Genomic DNA, 18,005 nt, shown 5'->3' with positions numbered 1-18,005 from the left:
ATGGTCGAAAACTACCACACGATTGCACACGGGTCCGCCTTGGAGGCGGTCGCCGCTGCCGTAGGGCATGGCACCGCCGGCGGAACGCCCGTGGTCGCTGCGGTCGTGGGCGCGTCGGGGGAACTGGTCGCGTTCCTGAAAGGCGGCGCGGCTCCCTTTCACTCCGAAAAGATCGCTCAGGACAAAGCCTTCACGGCCGCAAGTTTCAAAGTGCCGACGGCAGCGGTCTACGAACTGGTCTCGGGCTCCGAAGCCTTATGCAACGGCATCGCGCATCAGCCGCGGGTCGTGATGTTCGGCGGCGGTGTCCCGATCATAGTCGATGGGAATTGCATCGGGGGAATTGGAGTCTCGGGCGGCTCCGAGGAGTTCGACATCGCCTGCGCCCGGGCAGCCGCCGCCTCGATTGGTGCGAAGGAGTTCTGAATGGTACAGGTTCAACAGCTTGCGGTCGAACCGGAAGAGAGAAACCGACCTGTCGCTGCGGATATCTTGAACTTTATCGACGGACGGTTCGTAAAGGGCGGCTCGGGGGCGACGTTCCCCAACATCGACCCCGCCACCGGTCGGGAGACGGGGCGCGTTCATGAGGCGACCCGTGAGGATGTGGATCGCGCTGTAGCGGCGGCCAAGCGTGCGCTCACAGGACCTTGGGGCAAAATGACAACAGCCGAGCGCATTCGGCTCATCGCTGCTGTTGCGGATGAGATCGAACGGCGCTCGGAAGACTTTCTCGATGCAGAAGTGGCCGATACGGGCAAGCCGAGAGCGGTCGCGGCGCACATCGATGTTCCGCGCGGCGCGTCGAACTTCCGGATGTTCGCCGACATCGTCACGACCCTCCCGACAGAATCGTTCGGTACCCCGACGCCTGACGGGAGCGGTGCGATCAATTACGCTGTGCGTAAACCGAAGGGTGTCATCGCGGTCGTCTGCCCGTGGAATTTCCCGCTCTTGCTGATGACCTGGAAAGTCGGCCCGGCGCTGGCCTGCGGGAACACCGTGATCGTCAAGCCGTCCGAAGAGACGCCGCGGACGGCAGCCCTTCTCGGCGAAGTGATGGACGCGGTCGGAATGCCCACGGGGGTCTACAACGTCGTCCACGGCTTCGGCCCCGGCGCAGCAGGCGAGTTCCTCACCGCCCATCCGGACGTCGATGCCATCACCTTCACAGGCGAAACCGGCACCGGGCAGGCCATAATGAAGCAGGCTGCCGTCGGCGTTCGCGACATCAGCTTCGAACTCGGCGGCAAAAATCCAGCGATCGTCTTCGCCGATGCCGATCTTGAGAAAGCAGCCGAAGGCATTTCGCGCGCCGCCTTTCTGAATAGCGGGCAAGTGTGCCTGGGGACCGAGCGTGTCTATGTCGAGCAATCCGTCTTCGAACCTTTCGTAGCCAAGCTTGCCGCTGCCGCTCGCGCACTGAAACCCGGGAACAAGGGTGATCCGCATTACCTCGGGCCGATGATCAGCGAAGAACATCGGCAGAAAGTGCTCGGATATTATGAGCGGGCGATCGCCGAAGGGGCAATCGCCGTTACGGGCGGCGGGGTACCCAACGTCGATGCCGCGGCGGCGGGCGGGTTCTGGGTCGAACCCACAATCTGGACCGGCCTCGCTCATGATTCGACCGTCATGCGGGAGGAGATTTTCGGTCCTTGCTGCGGGATCATTCCCTTCGACACCGAAGACGACGCGATAAGTTGGGCGAACGACACGGATTATGGCCTGTGCGCTACCGTCTGGACAGAAAATCTCTCTCGAGCTCATCGCGTCGCGGCGGCAATGTCCGTCGGCGTGTGCTGGGTGAACTGCTGGTTCCTGCGCGACCTGCGCACGGCATTCGGCGGTTCGGGGCAATCGGGAATAGGCCGCGAGGGCGGAGCGCACAGCCTCGAATTCTACACCGAGCTCGAAAACATCTGCGTGAAGATATGATCATGTCCGAACAAAATACACTTGACCCTGACATCATTGAAGAAGCAGCGATCGCCCTGCGAACGGCGGCCGAAAAGCGCTCGCCGATCCCCCCGCTTCGCGAAAGCCTCAGCGGCGGTGGCGTCGCGGCGGCCTATGCGGTGCAGGAATTGAACACCCGCCACGCACTCTCCTCGGGGCGCCGTCTCGTCGGACGCAAGATCGGGCTTACCTCGCGGGCGGTCCAGAAGCAGCTCGGCGTGGACCAGCCCGACTATGGCATGCTCTTCGCTGATATGGATGTGCCCGAGGGCGAGCCGATCGGGCTCGGGCGGGTCATCCAGCCAAAGGTCGAAGCGGAAATCGCGATCGTGGTCGGGCGCGACCTCCTTCAGCCCGACCTTACGATCGCCGAACTGATCCGGGCGGTCGAATATGTCGTGCCCGCGATCGAGGTCGTGGACAGCCGCATCGCCAATTGGGACATCCGGATCTTGGACACCATCGCCGATAATGCTTCGAGCGGTCTGTTCGTGCTTGGCGCCGTTCCGCGCAAGCTCGACGGGCTCGACCTACGCGCGTGCGGGATGGTGATGGAATGCCGCGGCGAGCCTGTTTCTGTCGGCGCGGGCGTCGCCTGTCTTGGCAGCCCGATCAGTGCCTCCTTGTGGCTGGCGCGCGTCATGGCACGCGAAGGCCGTCCGCTTCTTGCCGGAGATGTTCTTCTGTCGGGCGCTCTCGGACCCATGGCAACCGTCGCGGCCGGCGACGTCGTCGAGGCCAGAATCAATGGAGTCGGGACCGTCAAAGCGGCGTTTGCAAGCTGAGGCGATCAACCGGAAAGGGATAAAGAGATGGCGAAGACGAAATGCGCGATCATCGGATCGGGCAACATCGGCACCGATCTCATGGTCAAGATATTGCGGGGCTCGAGCGAACTCGAACTTGCCGTTGTGGTAGGAATAGATCCCGCCTCCGAAGGCCTTGCGATGGCGCGCGCGCGCGGCGTAACCACGACCCACGAAGGTATCGATGGACTGCGCGCGCTTACGAATTACCCTGACATCGAGCTCGTTTTCGACGCGACCTCAGCCTATGCGCATGTCGAACATGCCAAGGCCCTCGCAGCGGATGGAAAGCTTGTCGTCGATCTGACGCCCGCCGCGCTCGGCCCTTTCGTGGTACCGCCGGTCAACGCAGCGGTCTCCTCGGGCGCTCGCAATATCAATATGGTCACGTGCGGCGGACAGGCGACGATCCCGATTGTCGCTGCGGTGTCGAGCGTCACGCCGGTCCATTATGCGGAAATCGTCGCGTCGGTTTCGTCCCGGTCGGCCGGACCCGGTACAAGGGCCAATATCGACGAGTTCACGCGCACCACGGCCAAGGGCATCGAGGTTGTTGGGGGAGCGGCCAAAGGCCGCGCGATCATCATTCTCAATCCGGCCGACCCGCCGATGATCATGCGCGACACGATCTTCACCCTGACCGACTTGGTTGACGAGAGCTTGGTCTGCGATGCCGTCAAGGCGATGGTCGCCGAGGTCCAGCGTTATGTGCCAGGGTATCGATTGAAGCAGGACATTCAGTTCGAACGGTTCGGATCGAACCGGCCGCTAAAGATCCCGGGCTATGGCGAATTCGAAGGAATGAAGACCAGCGTCTTCCTCGAGGTCGAAGGCGCCGGCGACTATTTGCCAAAATATGCCGGCAACCTCGATATCATGACCGCTGCGGCAAAGGCTGCCGCCGAAGTCCTCGTGCGTCAGACGGGGAGAATCGCAGCATGACCTTCGATCCATCCAGCCAGTCGCTTTACATCCAGGATGTAACGCTCCGCGACGGGATGCATGCCATCCTTCACATGTATGGCACCGACAGCGTGCGAGCCATTGCAAAGGCGCTCGACGCAGCCGGGGTCGATGCCATCGAAGTCTCGCATGGCGACGGCCTCAACGGGACATCCTTTAATTACGGGTTTGGGGCCCACACCGATTGGGAGTGGATCGAGGCAGCGGCTGATGTCATCGAACATGCGGTGCTGACGACGCTTCTGGTTCCGGGCATCGGAACGGTCGAGGAACTGAGGCGCGCGCACAGTCTCGGCGTCCGCTCGGTGCGCGTCGCTACCCATTGCACCGAAGCCGACGTTGCAAAGCAGCATATCGGGATTGCGCGGGACCTCGGCATGGACGTCTCTGGCTTCCTGATGATGAGCCATATGATCGATCCCGAAGCGCTCGCGCAGCAAGCCTTGCTCATGGAGGGATATGGCGCCCATTGCATCTATGTAACCGACAGCGGCGGAGCCCTCGACATGGACGGCGTCCGGACCCGCTTCGAAGCTTACGATCGGGTCCTCAAGCCCGAAACGCAGCGCGGGATGCATGCGCATCACAATCTCTCGCTCGGCGTCGCAAACTCGATCGTCGCGGCGCAGGCCGGCGCGGTGCGCATCGACGCCAGTCTCGCCGGCATGGGTGCCGGGGCGGGCAATGCCCCCCTCGAGGTTTTCATCGCCGCCGCCGATCGCAAGGGCTGGAAGCACGGGTGCGACGTGATGGGCTTGATGGACGCCGCGGAAGATATTGTGCGGCCACTGCAGGACCGCCCGGTGCGCGTCGATCGCGAGACTCTCAGCTTGGGCTATGCAGGCGTTTATTCCAGTTTCCTGCGCCATGCCGAAAAGGCGGCCGAACAATATGGTCTCGATACCCGCCAGATCCTGGTCGAGCTCGGCAGGCGGCGGATGGTCGGCGGCCAGGAAGATATGATCGTCGATGTCGCCCTCGACCTCGTTCGGGACCAGGAACTGGCGGTGTCGCAATGAGCGATTTGGCAAGTCTGGCCGAAATCCTGGACCGGGCCGCGCACGAACGCGTGGCTACGCCGCAGTTGACCCATGCCCGACCCGAGCTGACGGTTGAGGACGCTTATGAAATCCAGCGACTGTCCATCGATCGTCGCCTCCAGCGCGGCGAGCGGCGTGTCGGCGTCAAAATGGGTCTCACGAGCCGGGCCAAGATGCAACAAGTGGGCGTCGACCAGATGGCTTGGGGCCGACTCACCGACAAGATGCTGATCGAGGAAGGGGGCAGCCTTGCGCTCGCTAACTTCGTCCACCCACGCATCGAGCCGGAAATCGCCTTCCTGATGTCGGCTCCCCTCGCCGGTAGGGTTACGATGGCCCAGGCGCTCGCCGCGGTTGCCGCGGTGGCGCCTGCGATGGAGGTGATCGACAGCCGATACGAGAATTTCAAGTTCGCGCTCGCCGATGTCATCGCTGACAACAGTTCTTCCTCGGGCTTTGTCGTCGGAAGCTGGAACGACCCGCACCAGGATATCTCGAATCTCGGGGTCATTCTCGAAATCGACGGCGAAGTCGTCGAAGTGGGGTCCAGCGCCGCCATATTGGGGCATCCGCTACGATCGCTCGTTGCGGCCGCGCGCATGGTGTCGGAGGGCGGCGAGCGCATCGAGGCCGGGGATATCGTCCTGGCGGGCGGGATCACAGCTGCTCCGACCCTTGCCAAGGGTCAGTCGATCCGCACGACTGTCCAGAATCTCGGATCAGTTTCGATCAGGGTTGATGCCTGATGCCGATTATCGAGGTCACCTTGCTCGAGGGACGAACGCCGGAGGCGAAGGAAGCTCTCGTCGCGGCGCTGACCGACGCCGCCGTATCCGCCGTCGGGGCGCCGATCGAGTCGGTTCGCGTCATCCTGCGTGAGGTTCCCGCAGCACATTTCGCAGTTGGCGGCCAGTCGTTCGCCGCGCGGCGCGCGCGCGAGTCCGGGGGATAGTCGCTATGCGCCCGCATCTCGTGGAAATCGTGGGAGGCAGCGCCTTTCCATGCCCGGACGGGGAGCGCGTGCTCGTTGCCATGGAGCGCAGCGGAGCGAGCGACATCGGCGTCGGATGCCGGGGCGGCGGCTGCGGAATCTGCCGGGTACGGGTTATCGAAGGCGCGCATCGGCTCGGCAAGATGAGCAAGGCGCATGTATCGGACGCGGAGCTCCAGGCGGGTTATGCCCTTGCTTGCCGGCTCTATCCTCTCGGTCGTCTGACGATCGAAGTTGTGGAATAAGGTGGAGAAGCGACATGTCGACAAATCTGAAGGCGATTGAAAGCAACTATGGCATTCGCGACGAATATGGCCATCTGATTGGCGGAGAATGGGTCGGGGGCGCCAGCGGCAAGACAATCGCGCTGCTCAACCCTGCTACGGGTGAGACGCTCGCCCGAATTCAAGCTGGGAACGCCGCCGATGTTGGTCGGGCCGTGGCGGCGGCAAAAGCGGCCTTTCCCGCATGGTCCCAGAGCAGCGCGGCGGAGCGGCAGGACCTTCTTTACGAAATTGCGCGCCGCCTCAAGGCGCGCCTTGAAGAATATGCCGTCCTCGAAACGCTGAACAACGGTAAGCCCATCCGCGAGTCGCTGTATTTCGACCTGCCCAACGCGATCGGCCAGTTCGAACTCTTCGCGGGTGCCGCCTACGGCCTGCATGGCCAGACGCTGGACTTTCCCGATGCGATCGGCATCGTGCACCGCGAGCCGCTGGGCGTCTGCGCCCAGATCATACCGTGGAATGTTCCCCTGCTCATGATGGCGTGCAAAATCGCGCCGGCTCTGGCGGCGGGCAATACGGTGGTATTGAAGCCGGCCGAAACGGTATGCCTCTCGGTGCTCGAATTTTTCGTGGAGATGGCCGATATTCTGCCGCCGGGTGTGGTGAATGTCGTCACGGGTTATGGGGCCGACGTCGGAGAGGCGCTCGTAACCCATCCCGACGTGCGCAAAGTCGCTTTCACGGGATCGGTCGCGACCGCGCGCCGCGTGATCCAATATGCCTCGGCGAATATCATTCCGCAGACGCTCGAACTCGGCGGAAAATCGGCGCACATCATTTGTGCCGATGCCGATATCGACGCGGCTGTCGAGAGCGCAACGATGTCGACCGTCCTTAACAAGGGCGAGGTGTGCCTCGCCGGGTCGCGCCTCTTCCTTCACGAGGCAATAGAGGAAGAGTTTCTCGAGAAATTTCGTGATGCGCTCGGCAACATCAGGCAGGGCGATCCGCTGGACCCTGCCACGCAGCTCGGAGCGCAGGCTTCGACTATGCAAATGGAGAAGATCGAATCCTACCTCGCGCTCGCGATCGAGGAAGGGGCGACGGTCTTTGCCGGCGGCGCGCGTTCGGCGGATGCCGGGCTCGCGAAAGGGCATTTCGTCCAGCCGACAATCTTCACCAAGGTCGCAAACGACATGCGAATTGCGCAAGAAGAGATCTTCGGTCCTGTTACCACAGTGCAAAGCTGGCGCGACGAGGACGAGATGATGGCGCGTGCCAATGACACGAGCTTCGGCCTCGCCGGCGGCGTGTGGACCCGCGACCTCGCGCGCGCGCATCGCATTGCAAGGAAGCTTGAAACCGGGACGGTATGGATCAACCGATATTATAACCTCAAACCAAACATGCCGCTCGGCGGATACAAGCAGAGCGGGTTTGGCCGGGAGTTTAGTCACGAGGTGCTCAACCACTATACCCAGACGAAGTCGGTGATCGTGAACCTCGACGAGGGCAAGCTTGGAATGTTCGATCAATAGGGTGACCAATAGTGATCAATAGCATTGCGGTCGTCGGCGCAAACATGGCCGGCGCAAGGGCGGCGGAATCACTGCGCAGCGCAGGTTATGACGGCCATATTCATCTCATCGGCGAGGAGCCGTGGCGCCCTTACGAACGGCCGCCGCTTTCGAAGGAGTTTCTGTGGGAAGGCGGAACGCCTTCTGGAAGCTTCTATCTTCATGACGAGCATTGGTACGCCTCGAACAAGGTCGAGCTCCGCCTGGGCGTGCGAACAACGGCGATCGACCTGCGCGCCGGCGCGCTGAGGCTCGCGTCCGGCGAAGCGGTTCAGGCGGACCGCATTCTCCTGGCAACGGGCGGCGCCGCTCGCCGCCTGCCTTTGCCAGGGGCCGAGGCTGCCAATGTGCACCATCTTCGCACCCTTGGCGACGCCGCCGGCCTTGCCGCCGATCTGCGGCCCGGCGCGCAGATCGTGATCATCGGAATGGGCGTCATCGGCGCCGAGGTTGCTGCCAGCGCGCGGCGAATGGGCTGCAATGTTACCGCTGTTGAGCCGTTCGCTTCGCCGATGATCCGGGCACTCGGGGACCATTTTGGAGCTTGGCTCGGCGAGCATCACCGGATGCAGGGCGTTCGTGCGCTCTACGGCCGATCGGTCAAAGGTCTTCGCCTGAGCGGCGCGAAAGTCTGCGCCGTCGAGCTCGATGATGGCGAAGAACTTGCCTGCGACGCAGTTGTTGTGGGTATCGGGATCGTCCCGGCCGTCGAACTGGCAGCGGATGCCGGCCTGATCGTCGGCAATGGGATCGTAGTCGACGCGCAATGCCGTACCAGCAATCCCGTCATCTTCGCCGCGGGCGACGTCGCCGAGCAACCCGACTTCTTCGGCGGCCGCGTGCGAATGGAGACCTATCAGAATGCAGCCGAGCAGGGCGCAGCTGCAGCGGCCGCCATGCTCGGTCAACCCGTCGAATATTGCCGCCCGTGCTGGTTCTGGAGCGACCAATATGATCTGAACATACAAGTGACCGGGCGCATCGACGCGCAGCAGCAGCTCATCATGCGCGGGAGGGTGGAGGATGATGCCTTTTGCGCATTCTTCCTCGCAGGAGATCTCGTCATGGGCGCGCTGACCGCGAACCGGTCGGCAGATATGGGAGTCGCCAAGCGCCTTGTCGAACGCCGCGCGCGCGTCGGACCGGCGGAGTTGGCCGATGTCGATGTCCCGCTGCGCGAAATATTGAAGAAGTCTGCTTCCTAGGTCCCCGAACTTCAGCCTATCCCGCCTCCGGCAACATAGAGCGTCTGTCCGGTGATGTAGGAGGCCTCGGGGGCGCCGAGAAAACAGATGGCGGCAGCTATCTCGTCGACCTCGCCAAAGCGCGCCATCGGGGTATCGCGCAGCGTCTGCCTTACGACAGCCTCGAACCCTGCCTTGTCTGCCTCGGTGGGCTCGGCCGGATTTCTGGGTGTGACTCTCGTGACGTTCACGCCGCCTGGCGCCACGCAATTGACCCGAATGGGCCTGTCTTCGAGATCCTGGGCAAGCGCCACGGTCAGCGCAGCAACGCCGCCCTTCGCTGCGGCATAGGGCAAGCGGTTGATCCCACGCGTCGCGACCGAGCCGACGTTGACGATCGCACCCTGGCCCGCCGCCAAAAGATGCGGGAGCACGGCATGACAGCACCAGATCGTAGGCCAGAGCGAACGGTTGATCTCAGCCTCTATCTCCTCCGCGCAATAGTCCCAGAAGGGCTTGGCCCAGATCGTGCCGCCGACATTATGGACCGCGACATCGACGCGCCCATGCCGCTCGATCACATTCCCGTAAAGCGAACAGGCGCCGTCTCTTTTCTCAAGGTCGTGAATTTCACCATAAGCGTCGAGCCCGTCGGAACGAAGGCCCGCAACGGCCGCCATCGTGGCGTCCTCGGCGCGGTCAGCGATGGTCACTGTCGCGCCTTCCCGGGCCATTCGGGTCGCAACCGCCAATCCGATGCCTTGGGCTCCGCCCGTAACCACGGCAATTTTATCGGCATATCGCCCGGAGGAAATCATCGTGAGCTCTCCATTATTGCGCAACTAAAATTGATAAATATCAACTGGATAGAATTGTTACGCAATGGTTGATTCAGGAATTACATGTCGCAGCTTGCAAACACAAGGAGTAATGCATTACACTATGAACAACGAAAGGGCCGTGATTCTGCAGGTCCAAAAGGAGAGGGATGATGCGCAGCCGGCTGCTCCGACCCGATGATATCAAAGGCGCCTGGGCCATCGTGCCGACGCCCGCTACCGAAAACGCCTCGGACTGGCGCTCAGAGAACACGGTCGACCTGGATGAAGCCGCGCGGGTGGTGAACGGGCTGATCGACGCTGGAATTGACGGCATTCTCAGCATGGGAACTTTGGGAGAGGCGGCAACGCTCACCCACGGCGAAAAGCTCGATTATATGCGAGCGATTGTCGATGCGGCCGGCGGCCGCGTTCCCGTGTTCGTGGGCACGACCTGCCTTAACACGCGCGATACGATCGCCCTGACCCGGGAAGCGCTTGCGCTTGGCGCCGACGGGACCATGCTTGGCATTCCGATGTGGTGCGCGCCCGCGCTCGACGTTTCCGTGCAATTCTATCGCGACGTCGCCGAGGCCGTCCCCGAAATGAATATCGCCATTTACGCCAACCCCGAAGCGTTCAAGTTCGATTTTCCGCGGGCATTCTGGGCGCAGGTCGCGGAAATTCCCCAGGTCGTGACCGCGAAATATATCGGGGTCGGTACGCTGCTGGCCGATCTCGCGGCCGTGAAGGGCAATATCAAGCTACTCCCCATCGATTTCGATTATTATGCGGCGGCGCGGATGGTCGACGAGATCGATGCCTTCTGGTCCAGTGGCGCCGTTTGCCATCCGCTCGTGACGACGAGTTTGCGCGATATTGTCGCGAAGGCGAGGGCAAGCGGCGACTGGGCGGCCGCGCGGGCGCTGCAGGCGCGTCTGGGCCCCACCGCCGCGCCCCTGTTCCCGAATGGGAGCTTCAAGGAATTTTCAACGTATAACATCGGCCTCGAGAAGGCCCGAATGGACGCTGCAGGGTGGATGAAAGCGGGACCAGTTCGGCCGCCCTATCATCTCGTACCCGAGCCGTTTCTGGCCGGGGCGCGCAAATCCGGCACGATGTGGGCCGATCTGGGACGCGAGCTGGAACGCGAGCAATCCACGCCATTATCATTGGAGGCAATCCCATGACGAAGCTAGATTTGGACTGGCCTCACAATTTCAATGAGATTCCGAAGGAAGTTTTTGTACGCAAGGACGTTTACGACACCGAACTGCAGCGCATTTTTCATGGCGAGGAGTGGCATCCGGTTTGCCATGAGAGCGAGATCCCGGAACGGGGGGATTTCAAGACGTTTCGTCTCGCCGGTATTCCCCTGCTGATCGCGCGCGGCGATGATGGTATCGTTCGCGCCTTCTTCAACGCCTGCTCGCACCGCGGGAACCAGCTCGAAACCGCTCCGATGGGTAACAAGCAGGAATTCGAATGCCCATATCATCGCTGGCTGTTCAGCACGCGGGGGGACCTGGTCGGGTGTCCGAACCAGCGCGAGTTCGTGCCTGGCTTCAACCGCTCCGACTATCCCTTGGCCCAACCCCGGATGGAGAGCGTCTACGGCGTCGTGTTCGTCACCATGTCCGCTCGAACCGAACCCCTTCTCGAATGCCTCGGATCGATCGTGGAAACGCTCCGCGAGCTCGTGGGGGGGGACGGCCGCCTCAAGCTGCTCGGCTACCAGAAGGTCCGGTACAACACGAACTGGAAGTCCTATACCGACAATGACGGCTATCATGCACCGCTCCTGCACCAGGCCTTCAATCTCCTAAACTGGCAGGGCGGTAAGGGGCGCCAGTTCACCAGCACGAAACGGGGCCATATAGGCTTTGAATCCGAGCTGTCGGTTGCCCGTGGCGATACGATGCTCGAAGATCCGTCGATCATCGAGTTCAAGGGGCAGGACCCCTCCGTCGGATCCCGGATCGTCAGCCTCTTTCCGACCTTCGTTGCAACGAAGCATTTGGACGTTATCAACCTGCGGTTCGCGACGCCCATCGATCATGAGCGGGTCGAAGTGCATTACGCTTATTTCGCGCATGCCGATGACGATGAGGAGATGGTGCGGCACCGCTTGCGCCAAAGTTCGAACCTCTTGGGTCCGAGCGGCCTGATCAGCATGGAAGACGCGTCGATTTTTCACCGGATTCATATCGGGAACCACACGCCCGGCGCGGCCATCTTTCAAAAAGGTGTCCGTGACAAAGAGAAGATCGAGGACGAGTTCCTTCAGAACGACGAGAGCGGAAATCTTCCGAGATGGGAATATTATCGGGAAATAATGGGTTTCGAAAGGCGCGCAGCATGACCTTGGCGCCCGAAAACTTTAATCGCGCGCTCGACGACTTGCTCGTCGCGGACGCGGACGCACTCGACAGCAAGGATATGCAGCGCTGGCTATCCAACTATGTGGAAGAGGACGACGCATCCTATATCTGTCTGTCGCGTGAAAATGAGGAACAGGGGCTCGCGCTGGGCTTCATGTACGACGACTGCCACGCGCGCCTGCTCGACCGAGTGACCTATATCACGAAGATATGGGCCGGGACATTTCAGGACTATCGAACTCGGCATTTCGTTCAGCGCGTCGCGGCGGACCGAATTGATGATAACACCTGGAAAGCGCGGTCCAACTTCAGCGTGTTCATGACGCCCGAAGACAGCGGCGTGTCCGAAGTCCTCGCGACGGGGCAATATGAGGATCTCGTTCGAGAAGGCGCGGATGGAGATCTTAAGCTTCTTTCCCGTCGCACCCTCCTCGATACGACGGTACTACCCCGCTATCTGGTCTATCCGATCTAGTCACACCTGGGAGCGATGGTGAGAGCCAGCGCCCTTGGATATGTACGTCATCGGGGTGACAACGGCCCTCAGGCCGTCGTCCAGTCGCGTGCGCCAAAATGGCGTTCGAGCATCGGGCGCATGATGTCCCATCGCTCAAGCTGGCTCCAGTGTCCCGACCTATCGAGAACATAGAGTTCGGCATGCTGGAGATGCTCAAGCAGATAGAGGCTCGTATCGAGAGGGACGATCCGGTCCTGCCTGCCGTGAAAAATCAGCACGTCGTGCGGAAGCTTGCCCAAGATCGACGGCGGCATTGCAAGCGTTTCGATCCCGACCTTCATCGAATCGATCATCTTCGACGCGATGGACATGACAGCGGGATCGGTCGCAATTTGATAGCGCGACGATACGATCTCTTCCATTCCTTCGAACTTGTCAGCGTCATAGGCGAAGCTGTGCATCAGCTGGCGATATCGCGCTGGGCGCGGATCGGAATAAAAGGAGAGCAGCCGAACCAACTCCGGCGTCCGCGGCGCCGGGGCACCTATCGACCCCATGAGAATGACCTTATCGAATCGTTCGGGCGTTTCGCTCAGAAGCTGCAGTGTCAGCGCGCCGCCCATCGAATTTCCGACGATATGGGCGCTGTCGATCTCAAGCGCGTCCATCAGTCCGAGGCATTGTTCGACGCGGACACCGATCCACGCCATGACATTGTCCGGGAACGGATCCGGTATGGTGGACTGGCCAAATCCGATCAGATCGGGTGCGATCACGAAGAAATTTTCGGCGAGATCGGGCATTAGGTGGCGCCAGTTTGATGCGGCGTGCGCACCCGGCCCGGCGCCATGCAGAAGTAATATGGCAGGCTTCTTGGGATCGCCGGCGATCATCGTGTGCGACGTAAGCCCGCGTCCTTCGATTTTCTCTTCCCGGATGACATCCGAACCCATGAAATCTCTCCCTTCCGTCTTATCGATGGCATTCCATCCGACCTGGACATTGCACAATGGCTATCGTGTTGTCCATTGTAAACTCTAGCGACCTGCCGACTGGACTCTCATATCTCATTGTGCAATGCATTTGCCAGATAAGCAATTGTGGGACGGGGAGTAGCCGAGATGGACGACGAGACTGTTGCATCGCTCGCGCGTGAACTGGATGTCGCCGAGGCGAGCCAAACACCCGTCCGGCAGCTGTCGCTTCGCTTCCCTCAGATGACGATAGAAGATGGATATCGCATCGCCCGCGCGTGGGTTGAGCTCAAGAAGGCGGCGGGACGTCGGTCCATTGGCCGCAAGATTGGTCTGACATCGCGTGCGATGCAGGCGTCTGCTGGTATCACCGAGCCCGACTATGGCACGTTGCTCGATGACATGGCGTTCGAGGAGGGGAGCGAAATTCCCATCGATCGCTTCATCAATCCGAAGGTCGAAGTCGAATTGGCCTTCATTCTCTCCCGGCCGCTGGGTGGTCCCGATGTGACGACACGGGCTGTTCTCGCTGCCACTGAATATGTAGTGCCCGCCGTGGAGATCATCGACAGCCGCGTTCAGCCGATCGACGCGGAGACCGGCAGCGCCCGGAAAATCCAGGATACGATTGCCGACAACGCGGCGAATGCCGGGATCGTCCTCGGCGGCCGGCCCATCCGGCCGGACGCCATCGACCTGCGATGGGCCGGCGCCATATTATCTCGCAATGCCGTCATCGAGGAAACAGGAATTGCGGCTGGCGTGCTAAACCATCCAGCGCGAGGGGTCGCGTGGTTGGCAAATCGCTTGTCGCAGTGGGGAGAAGAGTTGCAGGCGGGCGAAATCCTGCTGGGCGGTTCTTTTACCCGCCCGGTCCCTGTGTCGCGCGGCGACGTGATATCTGCGGATTATGGCAGGCTCGGCTCGATCGCGATGCGGTTTGTCTGACATGTCGTCAGCAAATCCTCCCAACCATTTCAAAGTCGCGCTCGCCGAAGGGCGGACGCAGATGGGATTCTGGCTGGCGCTGGCGAACGCCGACATCGCCGAAATCTGCGCCGGACTGGGGTTCGACTGGCTCCTTGTCGATGCCGAGCACGGACCGCAAACTCTGCCCGGGATAATCGAGCAATTGCGGGCAATAGCGTCCTGCCCGCCCTGCGCTGCCGTCGTGCGCGTGCCTTCATCAGACCCCGTCGCGATCCGTCAAATCCTCGACTTGGGAGCGACGACCCTCATGGTTCCGATGGTCGAAACGGCTGAGCAGGCCTTCCGGTTGGTCGAAGCATGCCGCTACCCCCCATCGGGCAGCCGAGGCATCGGCGGTGCAAGGGCATCGCGCTGGGGCGGCATTGCGACCCATGTTGCCGATGCCAACGAGCGGCTTTGTCTGATTGCGCAAATCGAGACGATTCAGGGTGTCGAGAATATCGAAGCAATCGCCGGCGTCGACGGGATCGACGCGCTGTTCATCGGTCCAGCCGATCTGGCAGCGTCGGCCGGGCTCTTGGGAAGCGCCAACCGGGAGCGGGTGCGCGAGCTCACGATGGGCGCGTTGTCCCGCATCCTTGCCGCGGGAAAGCCAGCGGGAATTCTGTCGCGCGATCTCGCGCTTCTCGATGCACATCTCGCCGGCGGCGCAAGCTTCGTCGCTGTCGGAATAGATGCGTTCGCCCTCGCCGATGCGGCACGCGGGCTGCTCGATCGATTCCGCCAGTGACCGCGATCCGCGCGCCGGTTTTGGCCTTGCACAATAAGCAACGGATTGTACGCTGTGTCCAAATAGGAAATCGGGAGCGGGCTATGCTAGTGCCGAATCGACCGGATACAGGCGGCCTCCGCCGGCGGGGGCGATGACGTTGCAAAAGATCGTGATCGCGATCACCGGCGCGACAGGATCAATCTACGGTCTGCGTCTGCTGGAAATGCTGCGTGAAGATCCGAGCTGCGAAACGCACCTCGTGGTCTCCCAGGCAGCCGTGCTCAACATCCGCGAGGAACTGCCGCTAACGCTGAAAAAATTTGAAGCGTCGGCTGACGTGGTTCATAACATACGGAATGTCGGCGCCAGTATCGCGAGCGGATCGTTTCTCTGTGACGGCATGATTGTCGCGCCCTGCTCCATGCGCACCCTTGCGGCGATCGCCAATGGGCTCTCCGACAATCTGATCACCCGAGCTGCCGACGTCATGCTCAAGGAGCGTCGTCCATTAACGCTCATGGTGCGAGAGACGCCCCTGAACCTTGCCCATCTTCGAAACATGGCAGCCTGTACCGAAATGGGGGCGATAATTTTCCCACCCGTCCCGGCGTTCTACGCTCGGCCATCGTCGATCGACGAAATCGTCGACCATAGCTGCATCCGGGTCCTCGACCAGTTCGGCATCCATCGGGCCGCCGATCGCCGATGGACCGGACTGAAGGGCGCAGAAGTGATGCCTCTGGCGCAGGCGGATAAATCGGAAAGGACAATTTGATGGCGGCAGTGCTGATGCGCCGGGAGCTATTGGGCGCCGGGGTTTTTTGCGCGGGTCTGGTTGGAGCCTCCCGCTTCCGGTCAGGAAGTGCGGCGGACGAAGAGGCCGTTCTCGTCGTCAGCCAGCCAAGGGTTGAGGAAAGCGAGCGTTTTGCCGCGTCCCTCATATCGTCTTCGAAAAAGTCTCTCGCGCTGGATGTCGGAAGCGGGCTGGATGAGTTGCTTGGCGACTGGCCCCGCGGCGCGCAGGTGATTGCAGGCCTGACCTCCGACCCCGCTGCAATGATTGCGGCCCAGTTGCTCATCGAGAGTGGAGCGGAGCCTTTGCTTCGATGGGAACATTCCTATGAGGCGGGCCGCTGGACACACCGCATCGGCGCCGCCCCCGGCTTGGGCGCGCTCCCGCAATATACTTGGCCCGCCGTCGTTGCGCAGAAAGTTCGCGATGAGCTGGACGGCCACAAATCATCACCGCGCCGGGCCGCGTGCATTTCGGGGGAATGTGCACTCGCCTCGAATAGCCCCGGCCTACTTGTGACCTGGGCCTTTCGGCTTGCCGGAGAAACGCGGTGAGGCCGCCGCTGCCCGAGGGAATTGCGGCGGCCGACTTTTCACGGGCCCTCGATGAACTCGCAGGCGTCGTCGGCAAAACCTGGGTTTTCGTCGACGAGCTTCCGCTGTCGACTTACCGCGACGCGTATTCGCCGCTTGCCGATGGCACTCTGCTTCCTTCTGCCGCCGTCGCTCCGGAAAGCGTCGAACAGGTGCAGCGGATCCTTGCCATCGCCAACAGCTTCCGATTGCCGATCTGGACCATCGGGACTGGACGGAACTTCGCATATGGCGGGCCGGCACCCCGCAAATCCGGATATCTTGTCCTCGATCTGAAACGGATGAACCGGATCATCGAAGTCAACGAAAAATATGGATATGCGCTGGTCGAGCCGGGCGTTTCCTACATGCAGCTTTATCGCCACCTGCAGCGGATCGGCAGCAAATTGTGGATCGATCCGGCAGCGCCCGCCTGGGGCGGCGTCATGGGGAACGCGCTCGAGCATGGCGCCGGCTACACGCCCTATGGCGATCACTTCATTATGCAATGCGGGATGGAAGTTGTGCTTGCCGATGGCCAGGTCGTTCGCACGGGCCAGGGAGGCATCTCTAACAGCAAGCATTGGCAGATCAGCAAACATGGGCTCGGACCGCAGTTCGATGGCATGTTCACCCAGTCGAATTTCGGCGTCGTCACCAAACTCGGCATCTGGCTGATGCCGGAGCCGCCCGGTTACAAGCCGTTCATGATCACCTTTCCACGCGAAGAGGATCTCGAGCAGATTTTCGAGATCACGCGCCCGCTCAAGGTGAATCAGGTGATCCCTAACGCAGCGGTCGCGGTCGACCTATTGTGGGAGGCCTCGGCGAAGACCACGCGGCGACATTATTATGACGGCAAGGGGCCGCTCCCGCCGTCGATCCGGACGAAGATCGCCGCGGACCTCAATCTCGGGATGTGGAATTATTACGGCGCCCTCTACGGACCACCGCCCATGATCGAGAATAATTGGAAATTGATCGAGGAGGCATTCAGCAACATTCCGGGCGCCAAGTTCCACTTCGCGCGCGAGAATGATCCTGCGTGGGATTATCGCGTTAAGCTCATGCGCGGCGAACCCAATATGACCGAGTTCAGCATCATGAACTGGATCGGCGGAGGGGGACACGTCAACTTTTCCCCGATTTCCGCGCCCGACGGGGCGGAAGCCTTGGCTCAATATAATCTGATCAAGAAACGCTGCCACGAATTCGGCTTCGACTACATCGGGGAGTTTCTGGTCGGCTGGCGGGACATGCATCACATTTTGATGATCATGTACAATCGGGCCGATGAAACGATGCGCAAGAGCGCCCACGATCTCTTCAGTCTCCTGGTGGATGAGGCCGCGGCGGCGGGGTTCGGCGAATATCGTACTCATCTCGCCTTCATGGACCAGATTGCTGGAACCTATCGTTACAACGACGGGGCGCTTTGGGATCTCCATCACCGCCTGAAGGACGCTCTCGATCCCAACGGCATTCTTTCGCCCGGAAAGCAGGGCATATGGCCGAAGTCGGCGCGTCCCTGATGCCACGCGACCCACGCTCCCAGGAGATT

Annotated in this window: 20 protein-coding genes; 18 read left to right on the top strand and 2 right to left on the bottom strand. The window is 61.4% G+C overall.

Annotated elements, in window-relative coordinates; genetic code table 11:
* The 10 genes from FFS68_RS04050 to FFS68_RS04005 are packed head-to-tail and all read left to right on the top strand — an operon-like array spanning nt 1 to nt 8,768.
* Nucleotides 1-426, top strand: a complete 426-nt coding sequence (locus tag FFS68_RS04050; protein WP_037557639.1) for a heme-binding protein — start codon at nt 1-3, stop codon at nt 424-426.
* Entirely contained in the window at nt 427-1,938 is a 1,512-nt protein-coding gene (locus FFS68_RS04045; protein WP_052182496.1) for a 2-hydroxymuconic semialdehyde dehydrogenase, read from the top strand. It begins immediately after the preceding gene.
* 2 nt (nt 1,939-1,940) lie between these two features.
* Nucleotides 1,941-2,744 (top strand): fumarylacetoacetate hydrolase family protein, encoded by an 804-nt coding sequence (locus FFS68_RS04040; RefSeq protein ID WP_037557713.1) that lies wholly within the window; start codon nt 1,941-1,943, stop codon nt 2,742-2,744.
* A gap of 27 nt (nt 2,745-2,771) precedes the next feature.
* The gene (locus tag FFS68_RS04035) at nt 2,772-3,707 is read left to right on the top strand and encodes an acetaldehyde dehydrogenase (acetylating) (RefSeq protein ID WP_037557641.1); all 936 of its coding nucleotides are present in this window, start codon (nt 2,772-2,774) and stop codon (nt 3,705-3,707) included.
* Complete coding sequence (dmpG, locus tag FFS68_RS04030) at nt 3,704-4,747, top strand: 4-hydroxy-2-oxovalerate aldolase (protein ID WP_037557643.1); 1,044 nt, start codon at nt 3,704-3,706, stop codon at nt 4,745-4,747. The genes FFS68_RS04035 and dmpG overlap by 4 nt, the downstream gene beginning before the upstream one ends.
* Nucleotides 4,744-5,514: a fumarylacetoacetate hydrolase family protein gene (locus tag FFS68_RS04025; protein ID WP_037557645.1), complete on the top strand. Its 771-nt coding sequence runs from the start codon at nt 4,744-4,746 to the stop codon at nt 5,512-5,514. Before dmpG ends, FFS68_RS04025 begins: the two co-directional genes overlap by 4 nt.
* Nucleotides 5,514-5,720, top strand: a complete 207-nt coding sequence (locus tag FFS68_RS04020; protein ID WP_037557646.1) for a 2-hydroxymuconate tautomerase — start codon at nt 5,514-5,516, stop codon at nt 5,718-5,720. Before FFS68_RS04025 ends, FFS68_RS04020 begins: the two co-directional genes overlap by 1 nt.
* 5 nt (nt 5,721-5,725) lie before the next feature.
* The gene (locus tag FFS68_RS04015; protein WP_037557647.1) at nt 5,726-6,004 is read left to right on the top strand and encodes a 2Fe-2S iron-sulfur cluster binding domain-containing protein; all 279 of its coding nucleotides are present in this window, start codon (nt 5,726-5,728) and stop codon (nt 6,002-6,004) included.
* A gap of 14 nt (nt 6,005-6,018) precedes the next feature.
* A complete protein-coding gene (locus tag FFS68_RS04010; RefSeq protein WP_037557648.1) occupies nt 6,019-7,524 on the top strand; it encodes an aldehyde dehydrogenase family protein in 1,506 nt (501 codons plus the stop codon).
* Nucleotides 7,525-7,535: 11 nt separating this feature from the next.
* Nucleotides 7,536-8,768 carry an FAD-dependent oxidoreductase gene (locus FFS68_RS04005; RefSeq protein ID WP_231732771.1) on the top strand — a complete coding sequence of 411 codons (1,233 nt, stop codon included), beginning with the start codon at nt 7,536-7,538 and terminating at the stop codon, nt 8,766-8,768.
* 11 nt (nt 8,769-8,779) lie between these two features.
* Here the strand turns inward: FFS68_RS04005 and FFS68_RS04000 are convergent, their stop codons facing one another.
* On the bottom strand, nt 8,780-9,565 hold the full coding sequence (locus FFS68_RS04000) for a 1,6-dihydroxycyclohexa-2,4-diene-1-carboxylate dehydrogenase (protein ID WP_037557649.1): 786 nt from the start codon (nt 9,563-9,565) through the stop codon (nt 8,780-8,782).
* A 173-nt stretch (nt 9,566-9,738) separates the two neighbouring features.
* Here FFS68_RS04000 and FFS68_RS03995 point away from each other — a divergent pair, with 173 nt between their 5' ends.
* From FFS68_RS03995 to FFS68_RS03985, 3 genes are read left to right on the top strand one after another with little or no spacing between them, the layout of a single operon-like run.
* Entirely contained in the window at nt 9,739-10,755 is a 1,017-nt protein-coding gene (locus tag FFS68_RS03995; RefSeq protein WP_037557715.1) for a dihydrodipicolinate synthase family protein, read from the top strand.
* Entirely contained in the window at nt 10,752-11,927 is a 1,176-nt protein-coding gene (locus FFS68_RS03990; RefSeq protein ID WP_037557650.1) for an aromatic ring-hydroxylating dioxygenase subunit alpha, read from the top strand. Before FFS68_RS03995 ends, FFS68_RS03990 begins: the two co-directional genes overlap by 4 nt.
* Nucleotides 11,924-12,421: an aromatic-ring-hydroxylating dioxygenase subunit beta gene (locus tag FFS68_RS03985; RefSeq protein WP_037557651.1), complete on the top strand. Its 498-nt coding sequence runs from the start codon at nt 11,924-11,926 to the stop codon at nt 12,419-12,421. Before FFS68_RS03990 ends, FFS68_RS03985 begins: the two co-directional genes overlap by 4 nt.
* A 68-nt stretch (nt 12,422-12,489) precedes the next feature.
* Here FFS68_RS03985 and FFS68_RS03980 read toward each other — a convergent pair whose 3' ends face one another.
* Nucleotides 12,490-13,413 carry an alpha/beta hydrolase gene (locus FFS68_RS03980; protein ID WP_249340010.1) on the bottom strand — a complete coding sequence of 308 codons (924 nt, stop codon included), beginning with the start codon at nt 13,411-13,413 and terminating at the stop codon, nt 12,490-12,492.
* Nucleotides 13,414-13,524: 111 nt separating this feature from the next.
* Here FFS68_RS03980 and hpaH point away from each other — a divergent pair, with 111 nt between their 5' ends.
* The 5 genes from hpaH to FFS68_RS03955 all read left to right on the top strand — a co-directional run bounded on the left by hpaH (nt 13,525) and on the right by FFS68_RS03955 (nt 17,976).
* Nucleotides 13,525-14,325: a 2-oxo-hept-4-ene-1,7-dioate hydratase gene (gene hpaH / locus FFS68_RS03975; protein WP_037557653.1), complete on the top strand. Its 801-nt coding sequence runs from the start codon at nt 13,525-13,527 to the stop codon at nt 14,323-14,325.
* 61 nt (nt 14,326-14,386) lie between these two features.
* Complete coding sequence (locus FFS68_RS03970; protein WP_231732770.1) at nt 14,387-15,097, top strand: aldolase/citrate lyase family protein; 711 nt, start codon at nt 14,387-14,389, stop codon at nt 15,095-15,097.
* A 133-nt stretch (nt 15,098-15,230) separates the two neighbouring features.
* Nucleotides 15,231-15,854, top strand: a complete 624-nt coding sequence (locus FFS68_RS03965) for a UbiX family flavin prenyltransferase (protein ID WP_231732769.1) — start codon at nt 15,231-15,233, stop codon at nt 15,852-15,854.
* On the top strand, nt 15,854-16,426 hold the full coding sequence (locus FFS68_RS03960; RefSeq protein ID WP_052182497.1) for a hypothetical protein: 573 nt from the start codon (nt 15,854-15,856) through the stop codon (nt 16,424-16,426). The genes FFS68_RS03965 and FFS68_RS03960 overlap by 1 nt, the downstream gene beginning before the upstream one ends.
* A complete protein-coding gene (locus FFS68_RS03955) occupies nt 16,423-17,976 on the top strand; it encodes an FAD-binding protein (RefSeq protein WP_037557655.1) in 1,554 nt (517 codons plus the stop codon). Before FFS68_RS03960 ends, FFS68_RS03955 begins: the two co-directional genes overlap by 4 nt.
* The last annotated feature ends 29 nt before the right edge of the window (nt 17,977-18,005 follow it).

Origin of the sequence: Sphingopyxis sp. L1A2A (genome assembly GCF_005502465.1) — a bacterium.
GTDB lineage: Bacteria > Pseudomonadota > Alphaproteobacteria > Sphingomonadales > Sphingomonadaceae > Sphingopyxis.
The sequence above is the reverse complement of the archived record's forward strand: the minus strand, read 5'-3'. Positions and strand labels throughout refer to the sequence as shown.

Excerpts from the sequence above, each read along its gene's own strand:
- FFS68_RS04050 (WP_037557639.1), top strand. The coding sequence starts at position 1 with ATGGTCGAAAACTACCACACGATTGCACACGGGTCCGCCTTGGAGGCG.
- FFS68_RS04045 (WP_052182496.1), top strand. The coding sequence starts at position 427 with ATGGTACAGGTTCAACAGCTTGCGGTCGAACCGGAAGAGAGAAACCGA.
- FFS68_RS04040 (WP_037557713.1), top strand. The coding sequence starts at position 1,941 with ATGTCCGAACAAAATACACTTGACCCTGACATCATTGAAGAAGCAGCG.
- FFS68_RS04035 (WP_037557641.1), top strand. The coding sequence starts at position 2,772 with ATGGCGAAGACGAAATGCGCGATCATCGGATCGGGCAACATCGGCACC.
- dmpG (WP_037557643.1), top strand. The coding sequence starts at position 3,704 with ATGACCTTCGATCCATCCAGCCAGTCGCTTTACATCCAGGATGTAACG.
- FFS68_RS04025 (WP_037557645.1), top strand. The coding sequence starts at position 4,744 with ATGAGCGATTTGGCAAGTCTGGCCGAAATCCTGGACCGGGCCGCGCAC.
- FFS68_RS04020 (WP_037557646.1), top strand. The coding sequence starts at position 5,514 with ATGCCGATTATCGAGGTCACCTTGCTCGAGGGACGAACGCCGGAGGCG.
- FFS68_RS04015 (WP_037557647.1), top strand. The coding sequence starts at position 5,726 with ATGCGCCCGCATCTCGTGGAAATCGTGGGAGGCAGCGCCTTTCCATGC.
- FFS68_RS04010 (WP_037557648.1), top strand. The coding sequence starts at position 6,019 with ATGTCGACAAATCTGAAGGCGATTGAAAGCAACTATGGCATTCGCGAC.
- FFS68_RS04000 (WP_037557649.1), bottom strand. The coding sequence starts at position 9,565 with ATGATTTCCTCCGGGCGATATGCCGATAAAATTGCCGTGGTTACGGGC.
- FFS68_RS03995 (WP_037557715.1), top strand. The coding sequence starts at position 9,739 with ATGCGCAGCCGGCTGCTCCGACCCGATGATATCAAAGGCGCCTGGGCC.
- FFS68_RS03990 (WP_037557650.1), top strand. The coding sequence starts at position 10,752 with ATGACGAAGCTAGATTTGGACTGGCCTCACAATTTCAATGAGATTCCG.
- FFS68_RS03985 (WP_037557651.1), top strand. The coding sequence starts at position 11,924 with ATGACCTTGGCGCCCGAAAACTTTAATCGCGCGCTCGACGACTTGCTC.
- hpaH (WP_037557653.1), top strand. The coding sequence starts at position 13,525 with ATGGACGACGAGACTGTTGCATCGCTCGCGCGTGAACTGGATGTCGCC.
- FFS68_RS03970 (WP_231732770.1), top strand. The coding sequence starts at position 14,387 with ATGGGATTCTGGCTGGCGCTGGCGAACGCCGACATCGCCGAAATCTGC.
- FFS68_RS03965 (WP_231732769.1), top strand. The coding sequence starts at position 15,231 with ATGACGTTGCAAAAGATCGTGATCGCGATCACCGGCGCGACAGGATCA.
- FFS68_RS03960 (WP_052182497.1), top strand. The coding sequence starts at position 15,854 with ATGGCGGCAGTGCTGATGCGCCGGGAGCTATTGGGCGCCGGGGTTTTT.